The following is a 23697-nucleotide window of genomic DNA, read 5'->3' as shown; positions in this document are numbered from 1 at the left end:
TCACATCACCTCCCCGCCGCTGACCGAAATCGACTGTCCGGTCAGCGAAGCCGCACCGTCCGAGCACAGCCACGCGACGGTGTCGGCGACCTCGTCCGGCTCGATCAGCCTGCCCTGCGGGTTGTGCCGGGTGAAGGCGGCGCGCGCCGCTTCGGCACTGCGGCCGGTGGTTTCGATCACGTGGGTCACGCTCTCCTGCAACAGGTCGGTGTCGGTGAAGCCGGGGCAGACCGCGTTCACCGTGATCGGCGTGCCCGCGAGTTCCAGTGCCAGTGCGCGGGTCAGCCCGATCACGCCGTGCTTGGCCGCCGCGTACGCGGTCACGTACGGGTAGCCGCGCAGGCCCGCGGTGCTGGCGATGTTGACCACCCGGCCCCGCCCGGTCGCGCGCATGTCGGCCACCGCGTTCCTGGTGCAGAGGAAGGTGCCGGTGAGGTTGACGGCGAGCATGCGCTGCCACAGTTCGTCGCTGGTGCGCGCCAACGGTGCGCTTGCCGCCTGTCCGGCGTTGTTGATCAGGATGTCGACCGCGCCGTGTAGTTCGCGGGCTTGGTCGAAGGCGGCGGTGACGGCGGCCGGATCGGTGACGTCGCACGCGATGGCGAGCGCTTGTGCCGACTTCGGCAGTCCGGCAACGGTTTCGGTGGCTCGCGCCAGATCCCGCGCCACCAGGGTGAGGCGGGCGCCGTCGTGCGCGAGCCTGCGCGCGATGGCGGCGCCGATGCCGCGGGAGCCCCCGGTGACGAACGCGTGCCGATCGGCGAGACCGGGCTCGGCCATGCCGGTCATCCTTTCCCGGCCGCCGCGGCGGCCTGCTGGCGCTGGATGTTCGCCTCGAATTGCCGCTTGGCGGCGCCGTACTGCTTGGGCCAGGCGAGCTCGGTGAAACCGATCCTGGCCGCCTCGGTGAGGGTCCAGGCCGGGTTGGCCAGGTGCGGGCGGGCGATGGCGCACAGGTCGGCGCGGCCGGCGGCCACGATGCTGTTCACGTGGTCGGCCTCGGAGATCGCGCCGACGGCAATGGTGGGGATGCCCGCCTCCTGGCGCACCCGGTCGGCGAACGGTGTCTGCCACATCCGCCCGAAGGTCGGCTGCTCCTGCTTGGTCACCTGGCCGGAGGAACAGTCGATCAGGTCGGCACCCGCCTGCTTGAAGCACCGTGCGATCTCGACGGCGTCGGCCGGGGTGATGCCGCCCTCGGCCCAGTCGTGGGCCGAAATACGCACCGACATAGGCAGTTCGGTCGGCCAGGCTTCCCGCACTGCCTGGAATACTTCCAGCGGATAGCGCAGCCGGTTCGCCACCGACCCGCCGTAGGAATCGGTGCGCTGGTTGGTGAGCGGTGAGATGAAACTCGACAGCAGATAGCCGTGCGCGCAATGCAACTCGAGCCAGTCGAAGCCCGCCGCGGCGCCGCGGCGGGTGGCGTCGATGAATTGTGTTGTCACCTCGTTCATGTCGGCCCGGGTCATCGCCCGTGACCACTGGCTGATGCCGGGCAGGTATTGCTGCGGCGAGGCCGAGATCAACGGCCAGTTCGGCTCGTCGTCGTCGGGGGTGAGCGGTTGATCGATGCCGTCCCACATGCGGCGGGTGGAGCCCTTGGCACCCGAATGACCTATCTGCAGGCCGATTTTCGCGTCGGAGTTGTCGTGTACCCAGTCGACGATGCGCTGCCATGCTTGTTGCTGCTCGTCGGTGTACAGGCCTGGGCAGCCGGGCGTGATCCGGCCGGTCGGGCTTACACAGGTCATCTCGACGAAGACCAGCCCGGCACCGCCTTGCGCGCGGGCACCGAGGTGCACCAGGTGGAAGTCGCTGGGGACGCCGTCGACAGCGGAGTACTGGGCCATCGGCGAGACGATCACCCGATTCTTCAGCGTCACCGACCGGGCCGTGTACGGCGTGAACATCGGTGGGACGGAAGGCTCTTCGGCGGTGCGCGAGATTCCCGCCCGTGCGTCGAACCAGCGTTCGTAGTTCTCCAGCCAGCCCTTGTCACGCAGCCGCAGATTCTCGTGACTGATGCGCTGGCTGCGGGTGAGCATCGAGTACATGAATTGCTCGGGTTCGAGTTGATCGCAATAGCGTTCGCCGCACACCTCGAACCACTCCATGGCGTTCCAGGCCGCGTTCTGGAGCCGTAGCGCGTCGATCGAGCGGATCTGCTGGTAGTGCTCGAGCACCTCGGGCAGGTCCGCCGGGGTGTCGCCGTGTTCGCCGAGTTGGCGGACCAGTTCGATGGCATCCTCGAGCGCCAGCTTGGTGCCGGAGCCGATGGCGAAGTGGGCGGTGTGTACGGCGTCGCCCATCAGTACGACGTGGCTGTTGCCGTTGTGCAGCCACCATTTCTCGCATTTGACCCGCTGGAAGTTCTGCCACCCCGAGCCCGGCAGGTGGCGCGAGTTCGTCATCAGCTTCTCGCCCTGCAGGTTGTCGGCGAACATCCGTTCGCAGAATGCCACCGACTCGTCCGGGTGGGCCCGGTCCAGCCCGTGCGCTCGCCACACGTGCTCCGGTGCCTCGACGATGAAGGTGCTGGTGTTTTCGTCGAACTTGTAGATGTGAGCCTGTATCCAGCCGTGTTCGGTCTGGACGAAGTCGAAAGTGAAAGCGTCGTAAAGCTTCTCGGTGCCGAGCCAGATGTAGCGGTTCGGGCGCGTCACGAGGTCGGGCCCGAAGACGCCCGGGTGCTCGCCGCGGATCTTGGAGGAGATGCCGTCGGCGGCGACGATCAGGTCGGCGTCGGGGAACTCGCTGGCGGAGTCGACCTCTCGGTCGAACTCGAGCTTTACCCCGACCTCCTCGCACCGCGCCTGCAGGATGTTCAGCAGTTTCTTGCGGCCGATGCCGACGAAGCCGTGCCCGCCCGAGCGCAGCACGCGGTCCTTGAACCGTAGTTCGATGTCGTCCCAGTGGTTGAACGCCGATTGGATCCGGTCCGCGGTGGCCCGATCCCACACCCGCATGTTCTCCATCGTGGCGTCGGAGAAGACCACGCCCCAGCCGAAGGTGTCGTAGGGGCGGTTGCGTTCGACCACGGTGACCTCGTGATCGGCGTTGAGCTGCTTCATCAGCAACCCGAAGTACAGGCCGGCGGGTCCGCCGCCGATGCACACGACCTTCATGCGCTCTCCTCAGAAGTCGCGGTAGCCAGTACTTTACAACTAAAGCTTTAGGCATAAAGCATTTTCACCGGATCGGGGAGCTGTCGATCGCTGCGTGCGGCGGGTGTCCCGTCACGGCACTTACCAGGGTCTGCGGATCCGCCGCGGGCTCGCCGACCAATCCTGCTGGTAGTCGGGGTGATCGGCGTACGGCTGCGCCAAGGCCCGCAGGATTTCCCTGGCCAGCTTCTTGGACTCGTCGGCTTTCGAATCACCGAACAACCAGGAGAACGCGGCTTCTTCGTCCAGCCAGGACCAGTCGTCTTCCTCGGCCTTCTTCTTGTGGTCGCGTTCCAGCGCCGCCAATACCGCGCGTTTGGCGGCACACTCGGCGAGGATGCGCCGACTCGACCAAGGGCCCTGCACGCCTCGGTGCTCAGCGGCGCGTGCCTCCGCTTCGTCGTCCAGAATGCGGGCTCGTACGAAATGCACCAGGGATTTCATGGATTCACGGTAGATGCGGGTGCGCCGGGTAGGCGTCGGTCGAAAGGAGGACCGGCGGCGTCATTCGTTGCGCAGGTCGTCCTCCGTGGCGCCGAGGCGCCAGTAGCCGCGAAAGGTGACATCCGCCTTGGGGATCCGTCGCTCGGTGACGAGGTGGCGGCGCAGGGCGCGGACGACGCCGGATTCGCCGGCGATCCACGCGTAGGGCCGCCGGTCCGGGAGTGCGGCCGCGCGGACCGCGTGCACGATGTGGCCACGGTCGCGGTCCTCGTGCACCAGCCAGGTGATCTCGGCGTCTGCCTCGGTGGGCAGTTCGCGGCGATCGGCCTGGTGCGGGACCTCGATCCAGACCTTGGCGACGGTGCCGGCGGGCAATGATTCGAGGATGCTCGCCGTCGCGGGCAACGCGGTCTCGTCCGCGGCGAGCAGGACCCAGCCGGCCTCGCCGGGCGGGCGGAAGGCGACGCTGCGGTTGTCGCTGTCGCACGGTCCGAGGATGGTGACCCGATCGCCCGGCTGCGCCCGCGCCGCCCAGCGTGCGGCCGGTCCACCGTCGGCGTGCGGGACGAAGTCGATATCCAATTCGCTAGTGTCGGGCCGATGTTCCCGCGCGGTGTAGGCACGCATCACCGCGCGAACGGCCGGGTCGGCGGCCCGCCATTCGGCGAACCAGTTCTCCCCGGCGTCGACCGGCACCCAGGGCTTTTGCTGGCCGGGGTGCGGCAGGAACAGCGACAGGCTCTGATCGCGGCCGCCGCTGGCGAATCCTGCCAACGGCGCACCGCCGAACACGATGCGGAGCTGGGACGGGCTGAGCAGTTCGGTCCGCAGGACCGGCACGTTCTCGAAGAAGCGAAAAGGCTGGGCGCGCATGGGGATCCTTGTCAGGTCACTGTGCCGGAGCGGCGGACGGCGGCGGCCAGATCCTCGAGCAACGGTGCGGTACCGGCGTGCGAGAACCGGAAGATCGGTTGCCAGCCGACGACCTGATCGGCCCGCACCGCGGGCAGTCCGCGCCAGACCGGGTTGGCGGCAAGAGCTTCCGGCGACAACGTGCCGGAACGGCGGTCGAGCAGGATCAGGTCGGCCCGGTACTTGTCGGTGTGCTCCCAGCTGAGCTCCTCGAAGAAGCCGTCCGGGGTGACGTTGTCCGGGGTGACCATGTCGACGCCCAACTCCGCGAAATAGCGCAGGTCGGTGGACATTCGCGGGTCGGAGACGTAGAAGATCCCCTGCGCGGCCGAGGCCGCCATCACGCGCAGGCCGGGTCGCTGCGCGACGGCCTCGCGGATCGCCCGGGACGCGGCGTCGAATCGGGATTTGGCCTGGGTTGCCTTGGGCGCGTTCAGGTCCGCGCCGAGTGTGCGCGCGAGCTCGGCGTAGCGCGCGATGATCTCCGGCAGTGTCCGGTGTGCGATGCGTACCGTGGCGACGTTCGGATTGATCGCCAGAATCTTTTCCTTGCTCTCGTCCGGGATGTACCAGAGCCGGTCGGGCACATACATATCGGTGACGAGGAGGTCCGGTTCGAGCGCCGCGTACTTCTCGACGTTGAACTCGCCCCAGTTGTTGCCGAGCACCGTCAGCTTGCCGAGATCGAGATCGCCCGCCAGGGGTGCCGGTTCGCCTGCTGTCGTGCGGGTTTCACCGAAGACTCCGACGATGCGGTCCTGTAGGCCGTAGTCCGCCAGCAGCGCGGCGGAACCGGCGAACGCGACGATGCGGGACGGGACCTCCTTGGTGTGGATGGTGTTGTTCCGATCATCTGTGAACGACCAGCCGCCCGGTCCGGTGTACTGCTCGTCGGCGGACCGGCCGGTGCACGCGGTGAGAGCGGCGCCGAGCCCTACTGCGCAGGCGGTCGTGAGCAGGCGGCGGCGGGAAATATGGATTGTGTCCATGGCGGCCATTAGAACGACCCAACGACGGTTAGGCAAGCCTTACCTGAATGAGGTTGATCACGGCGGAGTAATGTGATGGGCCGATGTCGGGCCAATGCTGTTGCTGCGGAAGACGACCGGACCGCGCCATCCCGGCCTGGAGGACGGCACAGCTGTGGTGCAGACCTCAGCGCCAGCTCGGCAGCCACAGGTGCTGCTGCCAACTCGACAAGGTGATCGGCAGCCCGGTGAGGATCGGGTAGTTCCAGGCGAAGTTCGCGACCACCAAGCCCAGATACAGGCAGACCAGCAGCAGGCCGGTGTCGCGGCGTTCGCGGTGATCGGTCACGCGGCCGAGGATCTGCCCGAGCGCCAAGGCCGCCAGCATGATCAGGAAGGGGGCCATGGCGGTGGCGTAGAAGTAGTACATCTGCCGGTCGAGCACGGCGAACCAGGGCAGCCAGGCCGCCGCGTAGCCGGTGAGGACCGAGAGGTAGCGCCAGTCGCGGCGGGTGATGGACTGCCATAGCGCCCAGCCCAGTGCGGGCACCGCCAGCCACCAGATCGCGGGCGTGCCGATCAGCATGATCGCGCGCACACACTGCGACTGCCCGCATCCGGTGGTCAGTTCGGGCTCGGGAAAGTGGTAGAGCATCGGCCGCAAGCCCATCGGCCACGTCCACGGCTTCGACTCCCACGGGTGGTGGTACCCGGCGGAGTTGGTGAGGTGGGTGTGCACGTCCAGCACTGCGGCGTGGTGGAACCATAAGGACCGCAACGCCTCTGGGACGAAGGAGAAGAACCCACCGCCCGCGACGGCATGGCGGTTCACCCCGGTCTCGCTGCCGAACCATCCCGCGTAGGACCCGAGATACACGCCCAGTGCGACTACGACCAGCGCGAACGCCGCGGGTGCCGCGTCCCGCACCATCGTGCCGAGGAACGGGCGCCGCACCCCGTAGTGCCTTCGCGCGGCGGCATCGAAACCCAGACACAGGATGACGAAGAAGGCCAGGAAATACGCGCCGGACCACTTTGTGCCACAGGCCAACCCGAGCAGCACGCCCGCGCCGAACCGCCACCAACGCACGCCGAGGTGAGGCCCGAACGCGGACAACGCGATTCGGCCCTCGGCCTGCGCCAGCCGTGCTCGGACCTCGTCGCGATCGACGATCAAGCAGCCGAACGCTCCGGTGACCAGCACCGCCAGGAAGATATCGAGCATGCCGATCCGCGACGAGACGAACGTGACGCCGTCGGCGATCATCAGGATTCCGGCGATGGCACCGATCAGGGTCGAGTGCGTCAGCCGCCGGACGATGCGAATCACCAACAGCACCAGCACAGTTCCGGCCACCGCCGCCGAGAACCGCCACCCCAGCGGTGTGTAACCGAACAGCGCCTCGCCGCCGGCGATCAGCAGTTTCCCGACCGGCGGGTGGACCACGACCACGTACCCGGGATTGTCTTCGACGCCCATCCCGTTGTGCAGCATCTCCCAGGCCTGCAACGCGTAGTACTTCTCGTCGAAGACCGGCACCCCGGCGTCGGTCGTCGAGCCGAGCCCGGCGAAACGTGTCACCGCCGCGAGCAGCGTCAGCACCGCGGTGACCCACCAACCGCGTGCGGTATCAGCCGAATTGGCGGCCAGCTTCGGTGCCGACGGACCGACTATCGGACGAGCCGACCACCGCTCGCGCACCGAACCGACCACCACACGACCCTACGCAAGGGTGATTTCAGTAGACCAAATTCGCGCCGAAATCAGGGACGAGCCCGATCACGACCAGCTGACTCCACCGGTCCAAACGGCCGTTGTGCATCTCCCAGAACCTGCGGCACAACCCGAAATACTCCAGGACAACCAGGCGCTCACCGCGCTCCAGCAGGTCTTTGGCCAAGCTCATGTTCGGACCGAAGGTGTCCATCTGCGGCGAACCGGGACTGTTGCCTGCCGCGAGCAGGTGACCCTTGGCGTCGTCGACGCGCCGCTCGCGCAGGGCGATTCGGCCGAGCACCATGTTGGCGTCGTGGATGGCGTTGCCGTAATTCCAGTTGTCGCGGAACCCGGGCGCTATCGCCAGCAGCTCCTGCGCGTATTCGCGGGCCGCCTCGATGTCCCCGGCGGTGAAACTGTCTTTGGCCAGATCCGGCAGTAGGTAGAACCTGTCGGAGGTGGTTCCGGGCGCCTCCGCGGTCGCGATGCCGGGCAGTGACGGCAAGGTCGCGACGGCTCCGGCCACCACTGCCGCGGCCAGCGCCGTCACCACGAGCCCGGCGACCGTCCGTGGCCGTAGTGACCGGACGGCGTTGTGCTGCTTCGGCTTCGGCTGGTCGTCGGACGCGGATTGGGTGGTCGGTTGCTCTGTCATCTCGGCCTTACCTGATCAAAGACGGGTGCGCACCGCTCATTCGGATCGCGGAGCTCCGCTAGAGCATCGCGCGAGCCCCCACCCGCACCCATAAGTTTTCGATCATCCGCCGATCACCTGCCTACGGCGCGCGCCCGGCCCGGATCGAATGATCCCGAGCCGGGCCGCAATCCGCCCGGGTCAGTTGGCCATGGTGGCGAACATGCCCGGCTCGTAGGAACCGCCCTGCTGGTGCACGATCACCGCGAGCCGGTTGGCCGCGTTGATCATGGCCACCAGCGCGACCAGCGCAACGGTCTGCTCGTCGTCGTAGTGCTTGCGCACCTGGGCCCAGGTCTCGTCGGATACACCCTGGTGGGCGTCGGCGAGACGGGTGCCCTCCTCGACCAGGGCGAGTGCGGCCTGCTCGGCCTCGGTGAACACGGTGGACTCGCGCCAGGCGGCCACCAGATGCAGCCGGACCGAGGTTTCCCCGGCCGCGGCGGCGTCCTTGGTGTGGGCGTCGATGCACCAGCCGCACCCGTTGAGCTGGCTCGCGCGCAGCGACACCAGTTCCTGGGTGGCCTTCGGCAGCGTCGACTGCTGGATCGTCAGCCCGACGTTGGCGAACCGCTTGGCGATCTTGCCGCCGATCTCGGTGCTGAACAGGTTGATACGGGGTTCCATAACGGGGTCCTCACTGGTGGTGTTGAACTGAACGACCATGAGATGCCGGGGGGACCGTTCGTGTGACAGGCGCGGTGCCGTGACGTGTGACACAAGCTCCAGGTGTCACAAAACCGTCGGAACCGGTGTCTGATGCGCGACACAGTTGAGAGCGAAGAGGAGTCATCCATGGCAGGCACGTCGCAGCACCCGCCCGTAGACCGCCGCGAGACCGGCACCCAGGGCGATCGCCCGGACGCCACCGCCACCTTCGTCGCCCATCGCAATCTGCTGTTCACCGTCGCCTACGAGATGCTCGGTTCGGCCGCCGACGCCGAAGACGTGCTGCAGGAGACCTGGTTGCGGTGGGCCGGGGTCGATCTCGACACGGTGCGGGATCAGCGCGCCTACCTGGTCCGGATCGCCACCCGCCAGGCGCTGGTCCGGCTGCGCACCCTCGGCCGTCGCAAGGAGTCCTACGTCGGGCAATGGCTGCCCGAACCGCTGCTGACCGCGCCCGACGTGGCCGAGGACATCGAGTTGGCCGAGAGCGTATCGATGGCGATGATGCTGGTGCTGGAGACGCTCGCCCCGACCGAGCGGGCGGTGTTCGTGCTGCGTGAAGTGTTCGATCTGCCGTACGAGGAGATCGCCGAGGCCGTCGACAAGACCCCGGCCGCGGTGCGCCAGATCATCCACCGGGCTCGCGCCCACGTCAGCGCGCGCCGACCGCGCGGGGTGGTCTCCCAGGCCGAGACCAAAGGCGCGCTCGATGCTTTTCACCGGGCCGTCGAAACCGGCGATATGCAGGGTCTGCTCGATATTCTCGCGCCGGATGTCGTCTTCTTGGGCGACGGTGGCGGGATCAAGCAGGCCGCGCTGCAACCGGTCATCGGGGCCGCCCGGGTCGCCCGCTTCCTGTCGATCGGCCTGCCGCGGGTCCGGGCCATGATGACGATCGAGCCGGTGCAGGTCAACGGGTCCCCGGCGCTGCTGCTCCGGCTCGACGGCGCGGTCGACAGCGTCATCGCGGTGCGCATCGACGACGGGCTCGTCACCGGGCTCTACTCCGTGCGTAATCCGGAGAAGTTCTCGCACATGGAGCGGGAGACGGCGTTGCGACGCTGAGCCGGATGTCGGTGCGGTGTAAGGGTTTCGTCAACGGCGGTGGCCGAGGTTCGGCGCTCGGGCATAGTCAGCCGTCGTGACGGATGCCGCCGAACTCCGCGTTGATATCGATCGCGTCGCTGCGCGGGAAGATCTCGGTGCGCACCGAAGCAGTTATGCGGCAGCGCAACCCGTTGCGCGGCGATATGTCATCGAGGGTGCCGGCACGCTCTGCGCCGGATTACTGGCGGCGATCGGTGGGGTGACCGGTGTGGCGGTCGTGGTCATCGTCGGGGTTACGGGTGTGCTGATGGTCGGTGGTCGGCTGCTGTGGGACCTGCTGTGGTTGGCGTATGTGCACGGGCGGAATCGCCATGTGCGGCTGGATTTGTACGAGCGTGGACTGGTCGTGACGGTCGGTGGTGCGGCTCGGTGTGTTCGGTACGACACCACTACGCTCCGGCGCACCATCATCGAACACGCGGATTCTCCTGTCCCGGGGCAGGTCTCGTACGCCTATACCTTGGTTGACACCACCGGTGCTCCGATCGTGTTGCGGCACGGGATCGCTCAGCCGGAGCAGTGGGGTCCGGAGATCGATCGGGCGATCACCGCCGCGCAGTTGCCGCGGGCCTGTGCGGTGCTGGCGGCCGGTGGGTGCCTCGATTTCGAATACTTCTGGATGACGGAGGCCGAGATCGGTGCGGGGGAGCGGTCGGAGCCGTGGTCGCTGGTGTCCGGCATCGATGTGCGGCACGGATGGGTCAGCGTCGAAGTAGCGCGTGGCGGGAAACCGCTGGAATCCCTTCCGGTGAGCTTGATTCCGAACTTCACGGTCTTCCGGACGTTGGCAGAGCGGATGCGCGCGGAGCATGTGCGCTCGTCGTAGTTCGTGTCAATGAAGCGTCAAAATCGCAGGGATCGGTAGCCGGGCAGTTGGCGGTGCGTCGGCGGTGCGACCGGCGGCGCGACGGTGGATTCGAGGCTCGGATGAGATCTGTTGCACCGCAGCGCATGTCAGGGAACCGTCAAATCCGTCTCGGGGATCTTTTCCAGCGCTGTCCATGGCTGACATCGTCTGAATCCGGTTCGACGGTGAAGGGATCAGGTGTGGCGTCGAAGGTCGGGGTCGGCCCGGAGCAATTGCGCGGTGCGGCAGGAAAAATGGGCATGCTGGGTGATCGGATGGATGGCATTCTCCATACTTTGGAGTCCGCACTGGCGGCCAAGGGCGCGGCTTGGGGTGGTGACGGTTATGGCAGCACCTTCGCCGACGGGCCGCAAGGCTATGTGGCGGCGTATAAGAACCTGACGGCGGGGATCGGCAATACCGCCGAGACCTTCCGCTCGTATTCCGCCGGACAGTACAAGGCCGCGGAGCTGCTGGCTCGGACCGAGCAGCGGTCGGCCGGGTCGTTCCGGTAACGCGTGTCCATCACCATTCCCGGCGAGCTGGCGTGGCTCGGCTGGATCGCAGGCTCGGATTGGCCCGACGGCGACGAAGACAAGATGTGGGCCATCGCCGACGACTGGCGCAAGGCCGCCGCCGAAATCCGTGACCTGCTACCGGATCTGGCCGCCGCCAAGCAGGCGACCATCGAGGCGTACCCCTGGGGCGACGGCATCGAGGCGATGACCATCGCATTGAACAAGCTGGACCGCGGTCCGGAATCGCTGGAGCAGCTGGCCGAAACCCTGGACTACGTCGCGGAATCGGCGGACGCACTGGCCACCGAGATCGAGTACACCAAGATCCTCGTCATCAGTGCGCTCGCCATGCTCGCCGTCGAAATCGCTGCCGCATGGTTCTTTCCGCCGACCGCGCCACTCGTCGAAGCGGCGGCCCTCGCGGCGACCCGCGTGGCGGTGCGGCTGCTCGGCCGGCGGGCGGTCAGTGCGATCGCGCGGTTCGCCGCGAAGACCGGGATCGCCGCGCTCGCCAAGTTCACCGCCAAGCATGTTGTCTTCAGCACCGTGCTCGGTGCTGGGCAGGACATCGCGATCCAGGCGTACCAGGTCGGCGCCGGACATCGCGACGGGATGGACTGGAACCGGGTCGGCACGACCGCCTACACCGCCGCCGCGGCCGGTGCGGTCGGCGGACCCGCCGGGGGATTGCTCGGCAAAGCGGCCGCGAAGGTTCTACTGCCCGGTGGACGTTGGGGCGGTGCGTTCAAAGGTGCGGTCGTCGGCGCGGGGTCGGGAATGGTCGGGGCAGTGGGGGCGTGGGGAGTCGGCGGTATCGCCAATGGCTGGACCTGGGATCCTCGACTGCTGACCAGTGGCGCGTCCTATGGGGTGTTGACCGGCGGTAGCAAGGGGTTTCGCCATTCTTCGTTCGGGCGTGGGCCCGGGGCACGGGGTTTCCATGCGGCGGAGCCAGGAAGATTTGGTGGGGACGGCAGTTCGCCGCCGGTCCGGACCGACAACTCGGCGGCCGGTGGACGCGACAGAGGAAGCCGGGCCGGTTTGCCGGAGGGCGCCGCACATCAGGCTGCGAACGAGGCGGCGCCAGCGCGTGCCGGAGAGTCCGAAATCGTCGCCGGGCCCAAGGAAACGCAGGCCACCCCCGCTGACGGGCAGAGCCGCGATGTCGCATCGGATCGGCCGTTGCCAGAGCGCGGCACACCGCAGGTCGCCGAGGCACATCAGCCGGTGCAATCGGGCGGCGACGGCACGAATCCTGCTGCGCCACACGAGGTCGCCACGCGGCCGGATCCGGCACACCACACCGCCCAGCCGTCAGCGGTGCCGCCCGGGGAGTCGCAGACCGGCGATATGAAAGCGGCTACGCCGGAACAGCCTGCTGCTGTCCGTAGCGAGATGCAGGTCCCTAGAACCGAATTCGGCAGTTTACCGGGCACAGGTGCCGAGAACATTGTCGGCGCTGACACGCCGCCGAGCGCTGGAGAGCCGCATGGTGCACAGCAACAGCCGCACGTCGCGGATTCGTCGAATCAAACAGCCGAGGGCAGGCAAGCGCACCCGGCAGCATCCGGGCAGCCGTCGACCGGTGGCGACAACACCCATGCGAAACCGTCCTCCGGAACGCACAGTGATCCGCTGAAACCGCTGACCAAGGCACCGGACCCGCTACGCCCCGAATCGGCAGCCTCTCGAGACGACCAGACACGGCGCGCAGGCGAGGAGGCATTCGCCCGCCGAGCACACGAATTCGCCGAGCGCACCGCCGCTCTCGAAGGCGCGGGATTGCGCCCGAACGAGCTACTCGCCCAGCGGATGGCGCTGCAACATCAAATCAACGAATTCCTCACGCAGCGCAGCGAATTCCGCGCCAGCTACGACCAGCATCCGAAGCCTGCGCAGACGGAAGCGAATGTCTCTGCCGCCCAGCGTCCGGCGCCGGCACCTCGCCCGGTTGTCCGCGAACAGTCGTCGGACGATCAGTTGTCCACGACCGAACAACCACCCCAACCGGCATCCTCCCCGAACCGGCAGCCGACACCCGTCGGCGAGCGCGCACCCGACGAGGTTCCGGACACGACCTCCAAGATCCCTTACACCCCAAGGTATTTCGGAGTTCCGCCGATCCCGCTGTATGAGGCGCCAGCGCCTCCGCCCGACTTCGTATGGAAGCCGAGACACGAGTCGGAGCCGGAACCCGAACCTGTGCCGGAGCCCGAGCCCGAGCCGGAACCTGAACCCGAGCCGGAGCCGGAGCCGGAGCCCGAGCGGCGGCCGGAACCTGAGCCGGAGCCCGAGCCCGAGCCCGAACCTGTACCCGAGCCGGAGCCGGAGCCGAAACCCGAACCCGAGCCCGAGCCCGAACCTGAACCCGAGCCGGAGCCGGAGCCCGAGCCGGAGCCCGAGCCGGAGCCCGAGCCGGAGCCCGAGCCGGAGCCCGAGCCGGAGCCCGAGCCGGAGCCCGAGCCGGAGCCCGAGCCGGAGCCGGAGCCGGAGCCGGAGCCCGAGCCGGAACCCGAACCCGAGCCGGAGCCGGAGCCGGAGCCGGAGCCGGAGCCTGAACCTGAGCCGGACCCGGAACCCCAGGCAGAAAACGAGGCCGAGGACCGAACATGAGCCCAGTCGGCGGCGATGTTCAGGAGCTCCGACCCGAGGATCCCGCTCGGACCAACGTGAGCACCTGACGACCTCCGTCGGCTGGCGGGCTGGCCGGGCGGCTATGCGCCGGATGGCCCGAATCGGGAGCTGAAGTGACATTCACCTCGATGACAGGACGATGCCTCATGGGGACACTGGATAACGGCGTCGATCACGAATGGCCTGGTCACCGCGGTGTGACGCCTACCGAATATTTCGATCTGGAAGGGTAGCTCGAACTCATGGCACCGTCGGGGCCAACCATGGACACGGTCAAGATCGCGCTGGAGATGGCGGTACGCGCACCGTCGATCCACAACACGCAACCGTGGCGGTGGCGGATCCGTGATCGGGTGATCGAGCTGTGGGCCGATCCGAAGCGCCATCTGGTGGCCAGTGATCCCCGGCGGGGCAAGCTGGTGGTGAGCTGCGGCGCGGTGCTGCATCATCTGCGCGTCGCCCTCGCGGTTGTGGGCTGGTCCGCCGAGGTTACGCAGCTGCCCGACCCGGCGGAACCGGACCATCTGGCGACCATCGAGCTCGCACCGCACCAACCCACCCAGGCCGACATCGAGCTCGGTGCCGCGGTACTACAGCGGCACACCGACCGCCGCGGCTACCGCTCGTGGGAAATCCCGGCCGGCCACCTCCGGACCATCTCGACCAGGGCGGCGAAGTTCGGTGCTGTGGTGCGCCACGTCCCGGACGGCCTTCGGCTCCGGCTGGTGCAGCCGTTCCGCAATGCCGTGGCCCGGCACGCGGCGGACCTGGACTATCAGCTCGAACTCGCCGAGTGGAGCGGCGGGCACCGGACCGAGGACGGCGTGCCCGGTGCGAATGTGCCGCGCCCGCACCAGTGCGACCAGATTCCCGCCCGCGCGTTCGCCGACGCCGATCTGATCGACGGCCTCACCGAGCCCGATGCGGCGGAATGGTTGGTGGTCTGCACCCCGCACGACGACCGTCCGTCCCAACTGCGCGCCGGCGAGACCACCAGCGCCCTGCTGCTGGAAGCCACCCGTCTCGGTCTGTCCAGCTGTCTGCAGACCGAGCCGCTCGGCCTCCCCGAACTGCGCGACGACATCCGATCGCAAGTGCTCTACGACTGCGCCTTTCCGCAAACCATGATCCGCATCGGCTGGGTGCCGACCGATTCCGCGCCGCTGCCCGCCACGCCGCGTCGGGCGATCGACGACATGATCGACGTAGATCCGTTGGCCGCCACAGCTTTCGGTCGCTGAGGCGGTCAGCGCGGTGGTGCTGTGCCACACGCTCGGCTAGCTCACTCGTTGTCTGCACGCGCGGCGGCGAGGGCGCCGGACAGGACCTCGTGCAGCGGATTGTCTTCCTCGACTTCGGTGAGCGCCTTGCCGAGGATTGCTGCGGCATCATCTGCGCGGCCCATTTCGAGCAGGATCCGGCCGTGCACCAGATCGGCGCGTAGCGCGGGCTCGGTGGCGTCGATAGTGCGGAAGTTGGTGGCGGCGGCCGCGGCACGCAGCACGGCATCATCCAGGCGGTCATCGGCGAACAGGATTCGCGCGGCGTTGTAGTCCAGCCGGGCTCGATGCCAGGTGAGCAGGCTCGGATCGGGCTCGGTGCCGGCGAAATCGCGCATAGCCTGATCGGCTACCTCGAGCGCGGCCAGCGCGGTGGCCGTCTCACCACTCCAGTGCAGCGACAGCGCAGCGCTGTAGCGGCAGTAGGCAACTCGCAGCGGGTCGTTGTCGAGCACCGCCGCGTCAGCGGCCTGCCGGTAGTGTTCGGCGGCGAGGGCGTCGCGATCGAGATTGTCGAGTAGATCGGCGGTTTCGGCGAGAATCTCCGCCACGGCGCCGTGTTCGTCTCTGGCACGGTGGAATTCGACGATCTCCTCGTACAGGGCCAGCGCTTGGTCCGGCTCGCCGAGCTGGAGATGCAGGCCCGCGAGCAGATAGCGGCACTGATGAGCCGACTCGTCCTGGCCGAGCCCCGTCCAGCTCGCGACGGCCTCCTCGGCGAGGTCGGCGGCGTCGAGCAGTTGCCCGGTCGCCCGGTAGGCGATGGCCAGATCCCACAGGCAACGAGCGACCTGGGGCAGACCCTCCGTCCGGCCGATAGCAACCGCGGTGAGCAGATCGTTGATGGCCTCGCCCGGCCGGTCCAGGTCGTTGAGCACGGCACCGCGCAGGCCGTGCAGCACGACCCGAAAGTCGGCGGGTGCGTCGGCGGCCACGCTGGCCAACGCCTCGTCGGCGGCGGCCAGCGCGGCCTCGGCCTCATCGCGGCTGCGCAGCAGCACGCCGAGGCGGAAGGCCGACGGCGCGACCATCCGGGGGATGCCTGCCTCCTTGAAGGCAGCCACCGCGGTGCGCGCGGCGTCGATCGCGTCGTCGAGTTCTTCGGCGCTGTGGATGTGCCGATGCATTCGGTGCACCGCGACGTCGCCGATCAGCACCGGGTCACCGGATTCGGCCGCGGTGGCGGCGGCCTGCGCGAGCAGGGACTCGGCCTCGGCCAGGTGCTCGACCGCGGGCTCCTCGGCCTGTAATAGGCCGCTGGCCAATCGGATAGCGGACCAGACCTGCCCACCGATGTCGGGGCGCTGGATCAGATAGGCATGCGAAGCACGCAGCAGCGCCGATCCCTCCTCGACTCGATCATGCGTGCACAGGTACTTGCCGAGGCAGCCGAGTGCGACCTGGCGACCGTCTTCATCACCCGCGGCCTCGTACTGTTCGATGGCTTGCCACAGTAGCGATTCGGTCGCCGCGTTGTGGTCGTCCCACGACGCCAGTCGCGCGCGCAGGACTGCTGTACGCGCGGTGAGCATCGAGTCGGCGGCCGCATCATCGCTAAGCGAGATGAGTTGCTGCACAAGCGGTTCTGCGGCGTCGGCGTCGTATCGGCGCAGCAGGTGCTCGGCCCGTTCGACGAGCTCGTCGGCGGTCAGCGCGGTGACGTCCACCGGAGCGGCCACCTGCGGTGGAGGCGCCGGTACCCGGTGGTCGGCCGCCGCGGACAAGGGCAGCTGTTCCACCAGCGGCTCGCTCGCCAGAAGCCTTCGCACGGTTGATGTTTGATGGTCGGTACCGTTGCGCTGATCGAACCGGGCGGCGATGTCGAACGCGTGCCGCGCCAGCTCGTCATGCAGCACCTGTGCGGTGAGCTCGGTGGCGGGCCGCTCCGCGTGCGCCGGGCGCCGGACGATCGCTTCGCCGTGTCCGGCGTCGATCACCGTGCGCAGCAACAAGGCCGCCGACGCGGCGAACCACATGGCGTCCTTGGGGCTCGGCGCGCGATCCAGCCAGCCGAGATGCCGGTCGAGGAGTTCGAGGCCGCGGGACTGGTTACCGGTCAGGGCACAGAACTGCAGGTGGTCACCGATCTCGGCCACATCCTGCGGTCTAGTGCGCAGGATGCGATAGGCCCGGCGGTGTGCGTTGCGCGCCTGCTCGAGTTGTCCGGTGCGCACATACGGCAGCAGCAGGGTGGTGAGGATCCGCTGCGGTTGCTGTTCACAGTTGAGCTCGCCGTCCAGCACCGGCCCGGCGACCGCGATGGCCTCGGCGTCCCGGCGCCGATCGACCAGGTAGTCGGCCTTGTTGGTCGGATCGCAGCCCGCGCAGTCGGAGTTCTCATCCCGCGGCGTCGCACACCATTTCGCGTACCATTCGTCGGCGGCCGCGCGGTCGCCGACGTGCGCGGCCACCCGGTAGCGGTAGGCGTACACCGCGTGCAAGCTCTGGCTCTCGGTGCGGTAGCGGCGTTCCATCTGGTCGAGCACGGCCAGCGCCCGATCCTTGGGCACCTCAGGGAATTTCGTCATCGCCGTGATGGCGTGCTTGAAATCCCAGCGCAGCGTCGCCGCCACCCACGGCTCGTGCGCCGCCGGGTTACGGTCGTAATCGGCCAGGCAGCGGGCGAACGGAACGAACAGCTTGGCAGGCTGCATCCCCTGGGTGTACGCGTCGATCAACCGCAGCCGCGCGTAGAAGGCGACTTCGGTATGTTCCCCGGCCTCCGCGTGCCGCAGAACCTCTTCCAGCAGTGCGTCTTTGCCGTCGCCGAAGGGGAGTTGATCGGCTTGTTCGATCAACTGGTACAGGCTGTCTGCCGACTTTGCCATTACGATTCTCCCCGCTCGTCGTGTACCGCCCAATCGAGCAGGCCGACGAAAGATCTGTTGAGCAAGGCCGTGTCCACGGGACGGAGCGGGTGCTGGCCGAGCAGTAGTGCCTGACTGTAGAGCGCCTCGACCGCCATGGTGGCCAGTCGCGGATCGGATAGCGCAGATATCTTGCGCACCAAAGGGTTTCGATGATTGAGGACCAGTTGCGGCCGATCCGGCCCGAGCCCGGTGTCGAAGGCGCCGAGCACATCCGACCAGAGGTCGTCGGCGATCGCCCTGGTCGCGCGCAGCTCGGCCCGATGCTGGGTTTCCCGATCCAGCAGATACAGCGCGGCGAGCGAGGGCGGGTCGAATGTGCGCAGCGTGACCTCGCAGTCCAACCGGTCCAGTGCGCGCTGGGCCGTCACCAGGAAGGGGCGCAGCGCCAACTCGGTCGCCGGATCGATCAGGTCGAAATGAGTTGCCAGCTCACTGGTTTCGAGGCGCGAGACGCGGATCTCGGGATCGATCGCCGGTAGTCGTTCGAGGATCTCGGTGAGGTAGGCGTAGCCGCCGTTCACCAGGCCGATGCCCTGGGCGTTGGCCACGGCGGAGAGCTGCCGGAACTCCTCCACCGAGGGCGTGAAGCGGATGGCGCCGAAGCGGCGCCGGAACTCGGCCAGCGGAATCCGGCCCGCGTTGGTCTCCACCGCGAGCCAGCGGTCCACCAGGCGCAGCATGTCGTCGTCGTGCAGCGCAAGGGCTTTCACGCCGAGATCGTGGATCTGCAGGAACTGCGCGAGTCTGGCCGGGTCCGACGCGGACAGCTCGATCAGCCAGTCCCTGACCTGATCGCCGAGTGCTTCCCTGGTCGACTCCAGCAGGTCGTCTTCGTACAGGGCTTCCCGGCTGGCGGTCGGGCGAAGCTCGCTCGTATCGACCACGCAGCGGACGAAGAACGCCCAGTCGGGCAGCAGCCCGGTGACGTTCTCGGCGATCAGCATGCGCTTGAGGTAGGCCCGATGCCCGGTCTTGGCCGCCGGATTGGCCGCTTGCGGCAGCACGAACGCCACGCCGGTGAGCCCGGCCTCGGCGCTGGACAGGTCGAAACTGGCGAACGGGGTGAAACCGAAGGTGTCCTCGGCGTAGGTGGCCAGCGCTGCTTGCCGGTCGCTCGGCGTGGGATGCGTTGCCCGCCAAGGCAGATCGGCCGCGTTGATGGTTTGCCCGTCGACGGTGACCCGGAACGGCAGCAGGCCGCCGAAGAGCGTGGCCAACTCGACGACGGTGGTGCTGGTCAGCCACGGCTCCATGCCCTGGCGTGGCGTGAGCGTCACGGTGGTGCCCGGCTCGGGCCGCTGCTCGGCCGCGATCTCGACGCGGTAGCGGCCATCGGCGTAACCGGTCCAAGCCACCGACGGGCCGCCGCGGGCCGAACGGGTCAGGATCCGCGCCTCGTCGGCGACGAGGAAACAGGAGAGCAGGCCGATGCCGAACTGACCGAGGAATTCGTGCCTGGCGAAGCCGAGGCCGTCGCGCTTGCCGCTGTGGCCGATGGTGGCCAGGAACTCGTGCACCTCGGGCTCGGTCAGCCCGATGCCGTTGTCGTACACGCGGATACTGCCGTCACCCGTGCTGTCGGGGGTCTCGATGCGCACCTCGGCGGGCGCGTCCGCGTCGATGGCTTGCCGCGCGGTGACGGCGTCGACCGCGTTCTGCAGCAACTCGCGGATGTAGACCCGCGGGCTGCCGTAGAGGTGGTGACTTAGTAGGTCGACAACGCCACGTAAATCGACCCTGAACGCTTGCTCCACCGCTGCCCTCCGACAAACCCACCAGCTAACGGAATCACTCTAGCCATAGGACAGGCCGATGCTTCCCCCTCGATTCTGGGGGCGGGCTCAGGTCTGCCGGGACAGATGGGCCTCGTGTTGCGCGGTCACCTGGTGCCACAGCCGGTGGCGTGCGGCGCGGTCGAAGACGGCGGGGGAGATGCCGAATACCTCGTGCAGAACGGTGAACCAGTCCTCCTGTGTATCCAAAACCATTGTGCTGGTGTGGGAGTCATCGATTCTGGTGAGCGTGCGGGCGCGCAGGGTGTCGCCGCCGCTCGCAAGCCGGCGCTGCACCACGCATACCCGGACGAAGCCGGATTCCGGTGCGGTGGACAGGTATTGGTGGCGTTCGGCGAAGTCGGACATGGTCGCGGGGGCCGGATCGAAGTCCATGCCGACGAAGCTGCCGCGCGGATCGTGGTCGAAGCGCCAGCCGCCGGCGACCGCGGTGGACGGGCGCAGGCCGAAGGTGAACGGGCCCTGCGGATAGTCGCCCGCGCGCAGCGGTAGTGGGGAGAACAGGGCGTCACCCAGGCCGGCATCGACCAGCCAGGTCGTCTCCGGGTCGTCCGGTAGTCCGGAGACGGTGAGCGCCAGATGGTTTCGGCTGATCTCGGCGGGTCCGCCGGAATTCTGCACGCCGGCCCGGTGCAGGGTGACCTGATAGCCGAGGGCCCGCAGTAGCGCGGAGAAGGCGCCGTTGAGGTGGTAGCAGTATCCGCCGCGGCGCTGCCGGATGATGCGGTCGGCGGAGTCGAGCGGGTCGAGGGTGGTGCTGCGGCCGAGTTGAATCTCCAGCGCCTCGTAGGGGACCTGCTGGACGAAGGCCTCGTGCAGTCGGGTCAGGGCGGCCACGCTCGGTGGTTCCGCGCCGGGTAGGGCCAAACGCCGGAGGAACTCGGACGCATCGATCTCGCGCATGTCCGAACCCTAGTGTGTTGCCGACGGTGTGCGGTCTGGTCTCGGTTTGCCGCATCGGCCGGGAGTGACCAGGGTCACGATTGAAGATGGATCGGCTTCATAAGAGTGTCTGACCAGCTGATTCGGGGCAGCGCCATGGTCGCCCGGCCGGAAAATCCGATGAAACTTGTCGGTATCGACCGGTTTACTGATGCGCGCCGATGAGTTCGAGCACCCGAGTCCGTCTCAATCATTGTGGCGTCGGGGGTTCGAAGCTCCAAGGCCACACGTTGCCCTGCTGATCTCTATGCCCCCGGAGGTATCCGATGCCCGAACCATCCGCTCCCGTCTCGGGAGGACGGACACCGACCGTCATCCGGGTGCTGGTACTCGCGACCTTCGTGGTGATCCTGAACGAGACCATCATGATCAACGCGATCCCGCGGCTGATGGAAGACCTCGGGGTCACCGAGCGGGCGGCGCAGTGGGTGTCCACCGCGTTCATGCTCACCATGGCGGCCATCATCCCGACCACCGGCTGGTTCCTGCAGCGGGTCACCACCCGGCAGGCCTACGCCGTGGCGATGGGTGTCTTCCTGGCCGGTACCGCGCTGTCGGCCGTGGCGCCGTCGTTCGTGGTGCTGCTGATCGGGCGGATCATCCAGGCCGGTGGCACCGCGGTGATGATGCCGCTGCTGATGACCACGCTGATGACCGTGGTGGCTGAGAAGGATCGTGGCCGGGTGATGGGTAACGTCACCCTCGCCATCTCGGTGGCGCCCGCGATGGGGCCGGTCATTTCCGGGCTGGTGCTCCAGGTCGGTTCCTGGCGTTGGCTTTTCGTGCTGGTGCTGCCGATCACCGGCGTGGTCACCTGGCTCGGTTTGCGGCAGCTGGAGAACGTCGGCGAGCCGCAGCCCGGTGCGATCGACTGGTCCAGCGTGCTGCTCGCCGCGCTCGGCTTCGGTGGTCTGGTGTACGGGCTCAGCAAGTTCGAGGCCGACAACCTGGCCAGCCCTGCCCTGATGGTCGCCGCGGGTGTGGCGCTGATCGCCACGTTCGTGTTCCGGCAGCTGCGGCTGCAGCGCACCGGTGTCCCGCTGCTCGACCTGCGGGTGCTGCTGGCGGGCACCTACACCAAGGCGCTGGTGCTGATGTCGGTTGCGTTCATGGCGATGCTCGGGTCGATGATCCTGCTGCCGCTGTACCTGCAGAACCTGCGCGGTCTGAGCCCGTTGGCGACCGGCCTGCTGGTGATGCCGGGTGGGCTGGCGATGGGTCTGCTCGGACCGACCGTCGGCCGCCTGTTCGACAAGTTCGGCGGCCGCTGCCTGGTGATTCCCGGATCGATCGGCATCGCCGTGGCACTGGCCGGCTTCACCCAGATCTCGATGACCATGCCGTACTGGCAGCTGATCGCGCTGCACGTGGTGCTGATGGTGTCGCTGGCCGCGACCTTCACCCCCGTCTTCACCCTCGGCCTCGGCGCGCTCCCGCACCAGCTGTACTCGCACGGCAGCTCCATGCTCGGCACCCTGCAACAGGTCGCCGCCGCCTTCGGCACCGCCATGGTGGTCACCGTCATGTCGGCCCGCAGCACCCAGCTCGTCGAAGACGGCACCGACGCCATCACCGCCCACCTCGACGGCATGCGCCTGGCCTTCCTGGTCTCCGCCGTCCTGGCCCTCGTCGTCATCGTCATGGCAGTCCTACTGCCCAACCGGGCCGCCGCCCCGGCAGAATCCGACGAGTCCGAAACAGCGGCACCCGAATTGGTCAAGGGCTGACCTTTCACCCCCGAACCCCCGGCCGCCCCCGCGCGCCGGGGGTTTCGTGTTTTGGTCGACTGCTCATGAGGAACTGATGTAGGCGTCGGCCGAGAGGACTACACCACCAGTTCCACATGATCGGTTGTCCAGCAACGGATCTCGCGGTGTAGCGTTTCTCTACCGGGTGGCGGCGTAAGGATCCACCAACGTCGTCGGAGTGCGTGCGATTTCTGAGGCGGTCTCGGGAAAATTGGGACCTGCGACGTAGAACCTTGCGCGGGTGCGGCCTACGGGTTCGAGGATCTGCCTGCGTACGAGATCGCGTAGATCGCGTTGCGCCTGTTGCAGATTCAGTCCCTCGTTCTGCTCGTAGCGGGTGCGGCGTACCCGACCCGACATCGCGACGTCGTGCAGCGCGGTGATGAGCCGCTCGTCCAAACCGGTGGTGGTCGCGAATTCGGTCAGTGTCTCCCATACTCGGCCGGAACGCACGAACCGCGCGTGAACGGTCTGCGCTTGCTGGTGATAGGCGATCAGGTTGAACCGGATCCACTCCGAGACATCCTGATCCGGGTGATACTCGCTGCCGCGACGTCCCAACACCTGGTAGTACTCCCAGGTGTTACCCGGGCGGCCCAACCACGCCTCGATCGAGGAGAACTCCGGCGCCAGCACGCCTTCGCGCGCGATCATCAACGTTTGCAGCGAGCGTGACATCCGGCCGTTGCCGTCGGCCCAGGGATGAATCGATACCAGATGCAGGTGCGCCATCGCGGCACGAACCAGGGGATGGGATTCGTCGGTGTCGGCAAGCCAATCCACCAGCTCCGCCATCAACGTCGGCACCGCCGCGGCCTCCGGCGCGGTGTAGGCGGCAATGCTCGGATCGCGCACGTCGGTGACGTAGACGGGGCCGCGCCGCCACTGCCCGGCTGGTCGGCGCGCCGCATGCCGGTGTCCCTGCAGCATCCAGTGCAACGCGTTGAGCAGACCCTTGCTGTACGAGAAGTCCTGGGCGTCGTGCAACGTCTGGATGTAGGTCATCATTCGCTCGTAAGCCAGTGTCTCCGCCCGGTTCTCCTCCGAGATATCGACGTCGCGCTCGCCGGCCATCAGATCTTCCACGTCAACTGTGGCGACCTTGAATCCTTCGATGGAGTTCGACGCGGCGACTGCGTCCGCGGTGAGGAACTTCCGCAGGCGTGCGGTCTGCGCTACCGGCGTGCTCTGTAGTTGGCGATGCAGCGCTTGACGCATGCGATCCACCTCGGTCAGCACACGCTCGTCGGCGTTGCTCAACGCGGGAGTCGGAAACAGCACGTGCCAACTCTAGTGAGGCACGCCTCGGTCGGGTCAGGTCCAACCTGAAATCAATTCGATTTGCCAGGATAAGCAATCAAGGATGACTTAAACAGTCATTCAGTAC

At 67.6% G+C, this 23697-nt stretch carries 18 protein-coding genes; 6 read left to right on the top strand and 12 right to left on the bottom strand.

Annotation, left to right across the window (positions count from 1 at the left end; translation table 11 throughout):
- The 8 genes from IBX18_RS28880 to IBX18_RS28845 all read right to left on the bottom strand — a co-directional run bounded on the left by IBX18_RS28880 (position 1) and on the right by IBX18_RS28845 (position 8529).
- On the bottom strand, positions 1 to 780 hold the full coding sequence (locus IBX18_RS28880; RefSeq protein WP_194836658.1) for an SDR family NAD(P)-dependent oxidoreductase: 780 nt from the start codon (positions 778 to 780) through the stop codon (positions 1 to 3).
- 5 nt (positions 781 to 785) lie between these two features.
- Entirely contained in the window at positions 786 to 3128 is a 2343-nt protein-coding gene (locus IBX18_RS28875; RefSeq protein WP_194836657.1) for a bifunctional salicylyl-CoA 5-hydroxylase/oxidoreductase, read from the bottom strand.
- A gap of 120 nt (positions 3129 to 3248) precedes the next feature.
- Complete coding sequence (locus tag IBX18_RS28870; RefSeq protein WP_194836656.1) at positions 3249 to 3611, bottom strand: DUF6221 family protein; 363 nt, start codon at positions 3609 to 3611, stop codon at positions 3249 to 3251.
- 60 nt (positions 3612 to 3671) lie between these two features.
- Positions 3672 to 4484, bottom strand: a complete 813-nt coding sequence (locus IBX18_RS28865) for a siderophore-interacting protein (RefSeq protein ID WP_194836655.1) — start codon at positions 4482 to 4484, stop codon at positions 3672 to 3674.
- An 11-nt stretch (positions 4485 to 4495) separates the two neighbouring features.
- Positions 4496 to 5512 carry an ABC transporter substrate-binding protein gene (locus IBX18_RS28860; RefSeq protein ID WP_228541969.1) on the bottom strand — a complete coding sequence of 339 codons (1017 nt, stop codon included), beginning with the start codon at positions 5510 to 5512 and terminating at the stop codon, positions 4496 to 4498.
- A gap of 166 nt (positions 5513 to 5678) precedes the next feature.
- The gene (locus tag IBX18_RS28855) at positions 5679 to 7205 is read right to left on the bottom strand and encodes a phospholipid carrier-dependent glycosyltransferase (protein ID WP_194836653.1); all 1527 of its coding nucleotides are present in this window, start codon (positions 7203 to 7205) and stop codon (positions 5679 to 5681) included.
- 25 nt (positions 7206 to 7230) lie between these two features.
- Positions 7231 to 7863, bottom strand: a complete 633-nt coding sequence (locus IBX18_RS28850; protein WP_194836652.1) for a tetratricopeptide repeat protein — start codon at positions 7861 to 7863, stop codon at positions 7231 to 7233.
- 180 nt (positions 7864 to 8043) lie between these two features.
- Positions 8044 to 8529, bottom strand: coding sequence for a carboxymuconolactone decarboxylase family protein (locus IBX18_RS28845; RefSeq protein ID WP_194836651.1), 486 nt, complete (start codon positions 8527 to 8529; stop codon positions 8044 to 8046).
- 168 nt (positions 8530 to 8697) lie between these two features.
- Here IBX18_RS28845 and IBX18_RS28840 point away from each other — a divergent pair, with 168 nt between their 5' ends.
- The 5 genes from IBX18_RS28840 to IBX18_RS28820 all read left to right on the top strand — a co-directional run bounded on the left by IBX18_RS28840 (position 8698) and on the right by IBX18_RS28820 (position 14918).
- On the top strand, positions 8698 to 9636 hold the full coding sequence (locus tag IBX18_RS28840) for an RNA polymerase sigma-70 factor (RefSeq protein WP_194836650.1): 939 nt from the start codon (positions 8698 to 8700) through the stop codon (positions 9634 to 9636).
- A 76-nt stretch (positions 9637 to 9712) separates the two neighbouring features.
- Positions 9713 to 10504: a DUF6585 family protein gene (locus tag IBX18_RS28835; protein ID WP_194836649.1), complete on the top strand. Its 792-nt coding sequence runs from the start codon at positions 9713 to 9715 to the stop codon at positions 10502 to 10504.
- Between the two features lie 221 nt (positions 10505 to 10725).
- Positions 10726 to 11040 (top strand): WXG100 family type VII secretion target, encoded by a 315-nt coding sequence (locus IBX18_RS28830; RefSeq protein WP_194836648.1) that lies wholly within the window; start codon positions 10726 to 10728, stop codon positions 11038 to 11040.
- 3 nt (positions 11041 to 11043) lie between these two features.
- Complete coding sequence (locus tag IBX18_RS42340; RefSeq protein ID WP_228541968.1) at positions 11044 to 13656, top strand: hypothetical protein; 2613 nt, start codon at positions 11044 to 11046, stop codon at positions 13654 to 13656.
- Positions 13657 to 13940: 284 nt separating this feature from the next.
- Positions 13941 to 14918, top strand: coding sequence for a hypothetical protein (locus tag IBX18_RS28820; RefSeq protein WP_228541967.1), 978 nt, complete (start codon positions 13941 to 13943; stop codon positions 14916 to 14918).
- Positions 14919 to 14959: 41 nt separating this feature from the next.
- Here IBX18_RS28820 and IBX18_RS28815 read toward each other — a convergent pair whose 3' ends face one another.
- The 3 genes from IBX18_RS28815 to IBX18_RS28805 all read right to left on the bottom strand — a co-directional run bounded on the left by IBX18_RS28815 (position 14960) and on the right by IBX18_RS28805 (position 20523).
- The gene (locus IBX18_RS28815) at positions 14960 to 17785 is read right to left on the bottom strand and encodes a tetratricopeptide repeat protein (RefSeq protein WP_194836646.1); all 2826 of its coding nucleotides are present in this window, start codon (positions 17783 to 17785) and stop codon (positions 14960 to 14962) included.
- Positions 17785 to 19581, bottom strand: a complete 1797-nt coding sequence (locus IBX18_RS28810) for an HSP90 family protein (RefSeq protein ID WP_194836645.1) — start codon at positions 19579 to 19581, stop codon at positions 17785 to 17787. The genes IBX18_RS28815 and IBX18_RS28810 overlap by 1 nt, the downstream gene beginning before the upstream one ends.
- Before the next feature lie 87 nt (positions 19582 to 19668).
- Positions 19669 to 20523 carry an arylamine N-acetyltransferase gene (locus IBX18_RS28805; protein WP_194836644.1) on the bottom strand — a complete coding sequence of 285 codons (855 nt, stop codon included), beginning with the start codon at positions 20521 to 20523 and terminating at the stop codon, positions 19669 to 19671.
- A gap of 305 nt (positions 20524 to 20828) precedes the next feature.
- Here IBX18_RS28805 and IBX18_RS28800 point away from each other — a divergent pair, with 305 nt between their 5' ends.
- Positions 20829 to 22289: an MDR family MFS transporter gene (locus IBX18_RS28800; RefSeq protein WP_194836643.1), complete on the top strand. Its 1461-nt coding sequence runs from the start codon at positions 20829 to 20831 to the stop codon at positions 22287 to 22289.
- Positions 22290 to 22448: 159 nt separating this feature from the next.
- Here the strand turns inward: IBX18_RS28800 and IBX18_RS28795 are convergent, their stop codons facing one another.
- Positions 22449 to 23591 (bottom strand): Fic family protein, encoded by a 1143-nt coding sequence (locus IBX18_RS28795; protein ID WP_194836642.1) that lies wholly within the window; start codon positions 23589 to 23591, stop codon positions 22449 to 22451.
- Between the last annotated feature and the right edge of the window lie 106 nt (positions 23592 to 23697).

Origin of the sequence: Nocardia sp. XZ_19_369 (genome assembly GCF_015355715.1) — a bacterium.
In the GTDB taxonomy this organism is placed as follows: domain Bacteria; phylum Actinomycetota; class Actinomycetes; order Mycobacteriales; family Mycobacteriaceae; genus Nocardia.
This window is presented reverse-complemented; position numbering and strand designations above follow the sequence as displayed.

Bases quoted from the DNA above. Each gene is read 5' to 3' on its own strand.
- IBX18_RS28880 (WP_194836658.1), bottom strand. From the start codon at position 780: ATGGCCGAGCCCGGTCTCGCCGATCGGCACGCGTTCGTCACCGGGGGC.
- IBX18_RS28875 (WP_194836657.1), bottom strand. From the start codon at position 3,128: ATGAAGGTCGTGTGCATCGGCGGCGGACCCGCCGGCCTGTACTTCGGG.
- IBX18_RS28870 (WP_194836656.1), bottom strand. From the start codon at position 3,611: ATGAAATCCCTGGTGCATTTCGTACGAGCCCGCATTCTGGACGACGAA.
- IBX18_RS28865 (WP_194836655.1), bottom strand. From the start codon at position 4,484: ATGCGCGCCCAGCCTTTTCGCTTCTTCGAGAACGTGCCGGTCCTGCGG.
- IBX18_RS28860 (WP_228541969.1), bottom strand. From the start codon at position 5,512: ATGGACACAATCCATATTTCCCGCCGCCGCCTGCTCACGACCGCCTGC.
- IBX18_RS28850 (WP_194836652.1), bottom strand. From the start codon at position 7,863: ATGACAGAGCAACCGACCACCCAATCCGCGTCCGACGACCAGCCGAAG.
- IBX18_RS28845 (WP_194836651.1), bottom strand. From the start codon at position 8,529: ATGGAACCCCGTATCAACCTGTTCAGCACCGAGATCGGCGGCAAGATC.
- IBX18_RS28840 (WP_194836650.1), top strand. From the start codon at position 8,698: ATGGCAGGCACGTCGCAGCACCCGCCCGTAGACCGCCGCGAGACCGGC.
- IBX18_RS28820 (WP_228541967.1), top strand. From the start codon at position 13,941: ATGGACACGGTCAAGATCGCGCTGGAGATGGCGGTACGCGCACCGTCG.
- IBX18_RS28815 (WP_194836646.1), bottom strand. From the start codon at position 17,785: ATGGCAAAGTCGGCAGACAGCCTGTACCAGTTGATCGAACAAGCCGAT.
- IBX18_RS28805 (WP_194836644.1), bottom strand. From the start codon at position 20,523: ATGCGCGAGATCGATGCGTCCGAGTTCCTCCGGCGTTTGGCCCTACCC.
- IBX18_RS28800 (WP_194836643.1), top strand. From the start codon at position 20,829: ATGCCCGAACCATCCGCTCCCGTCTCGGGAGGACGGACACCGACCGTC.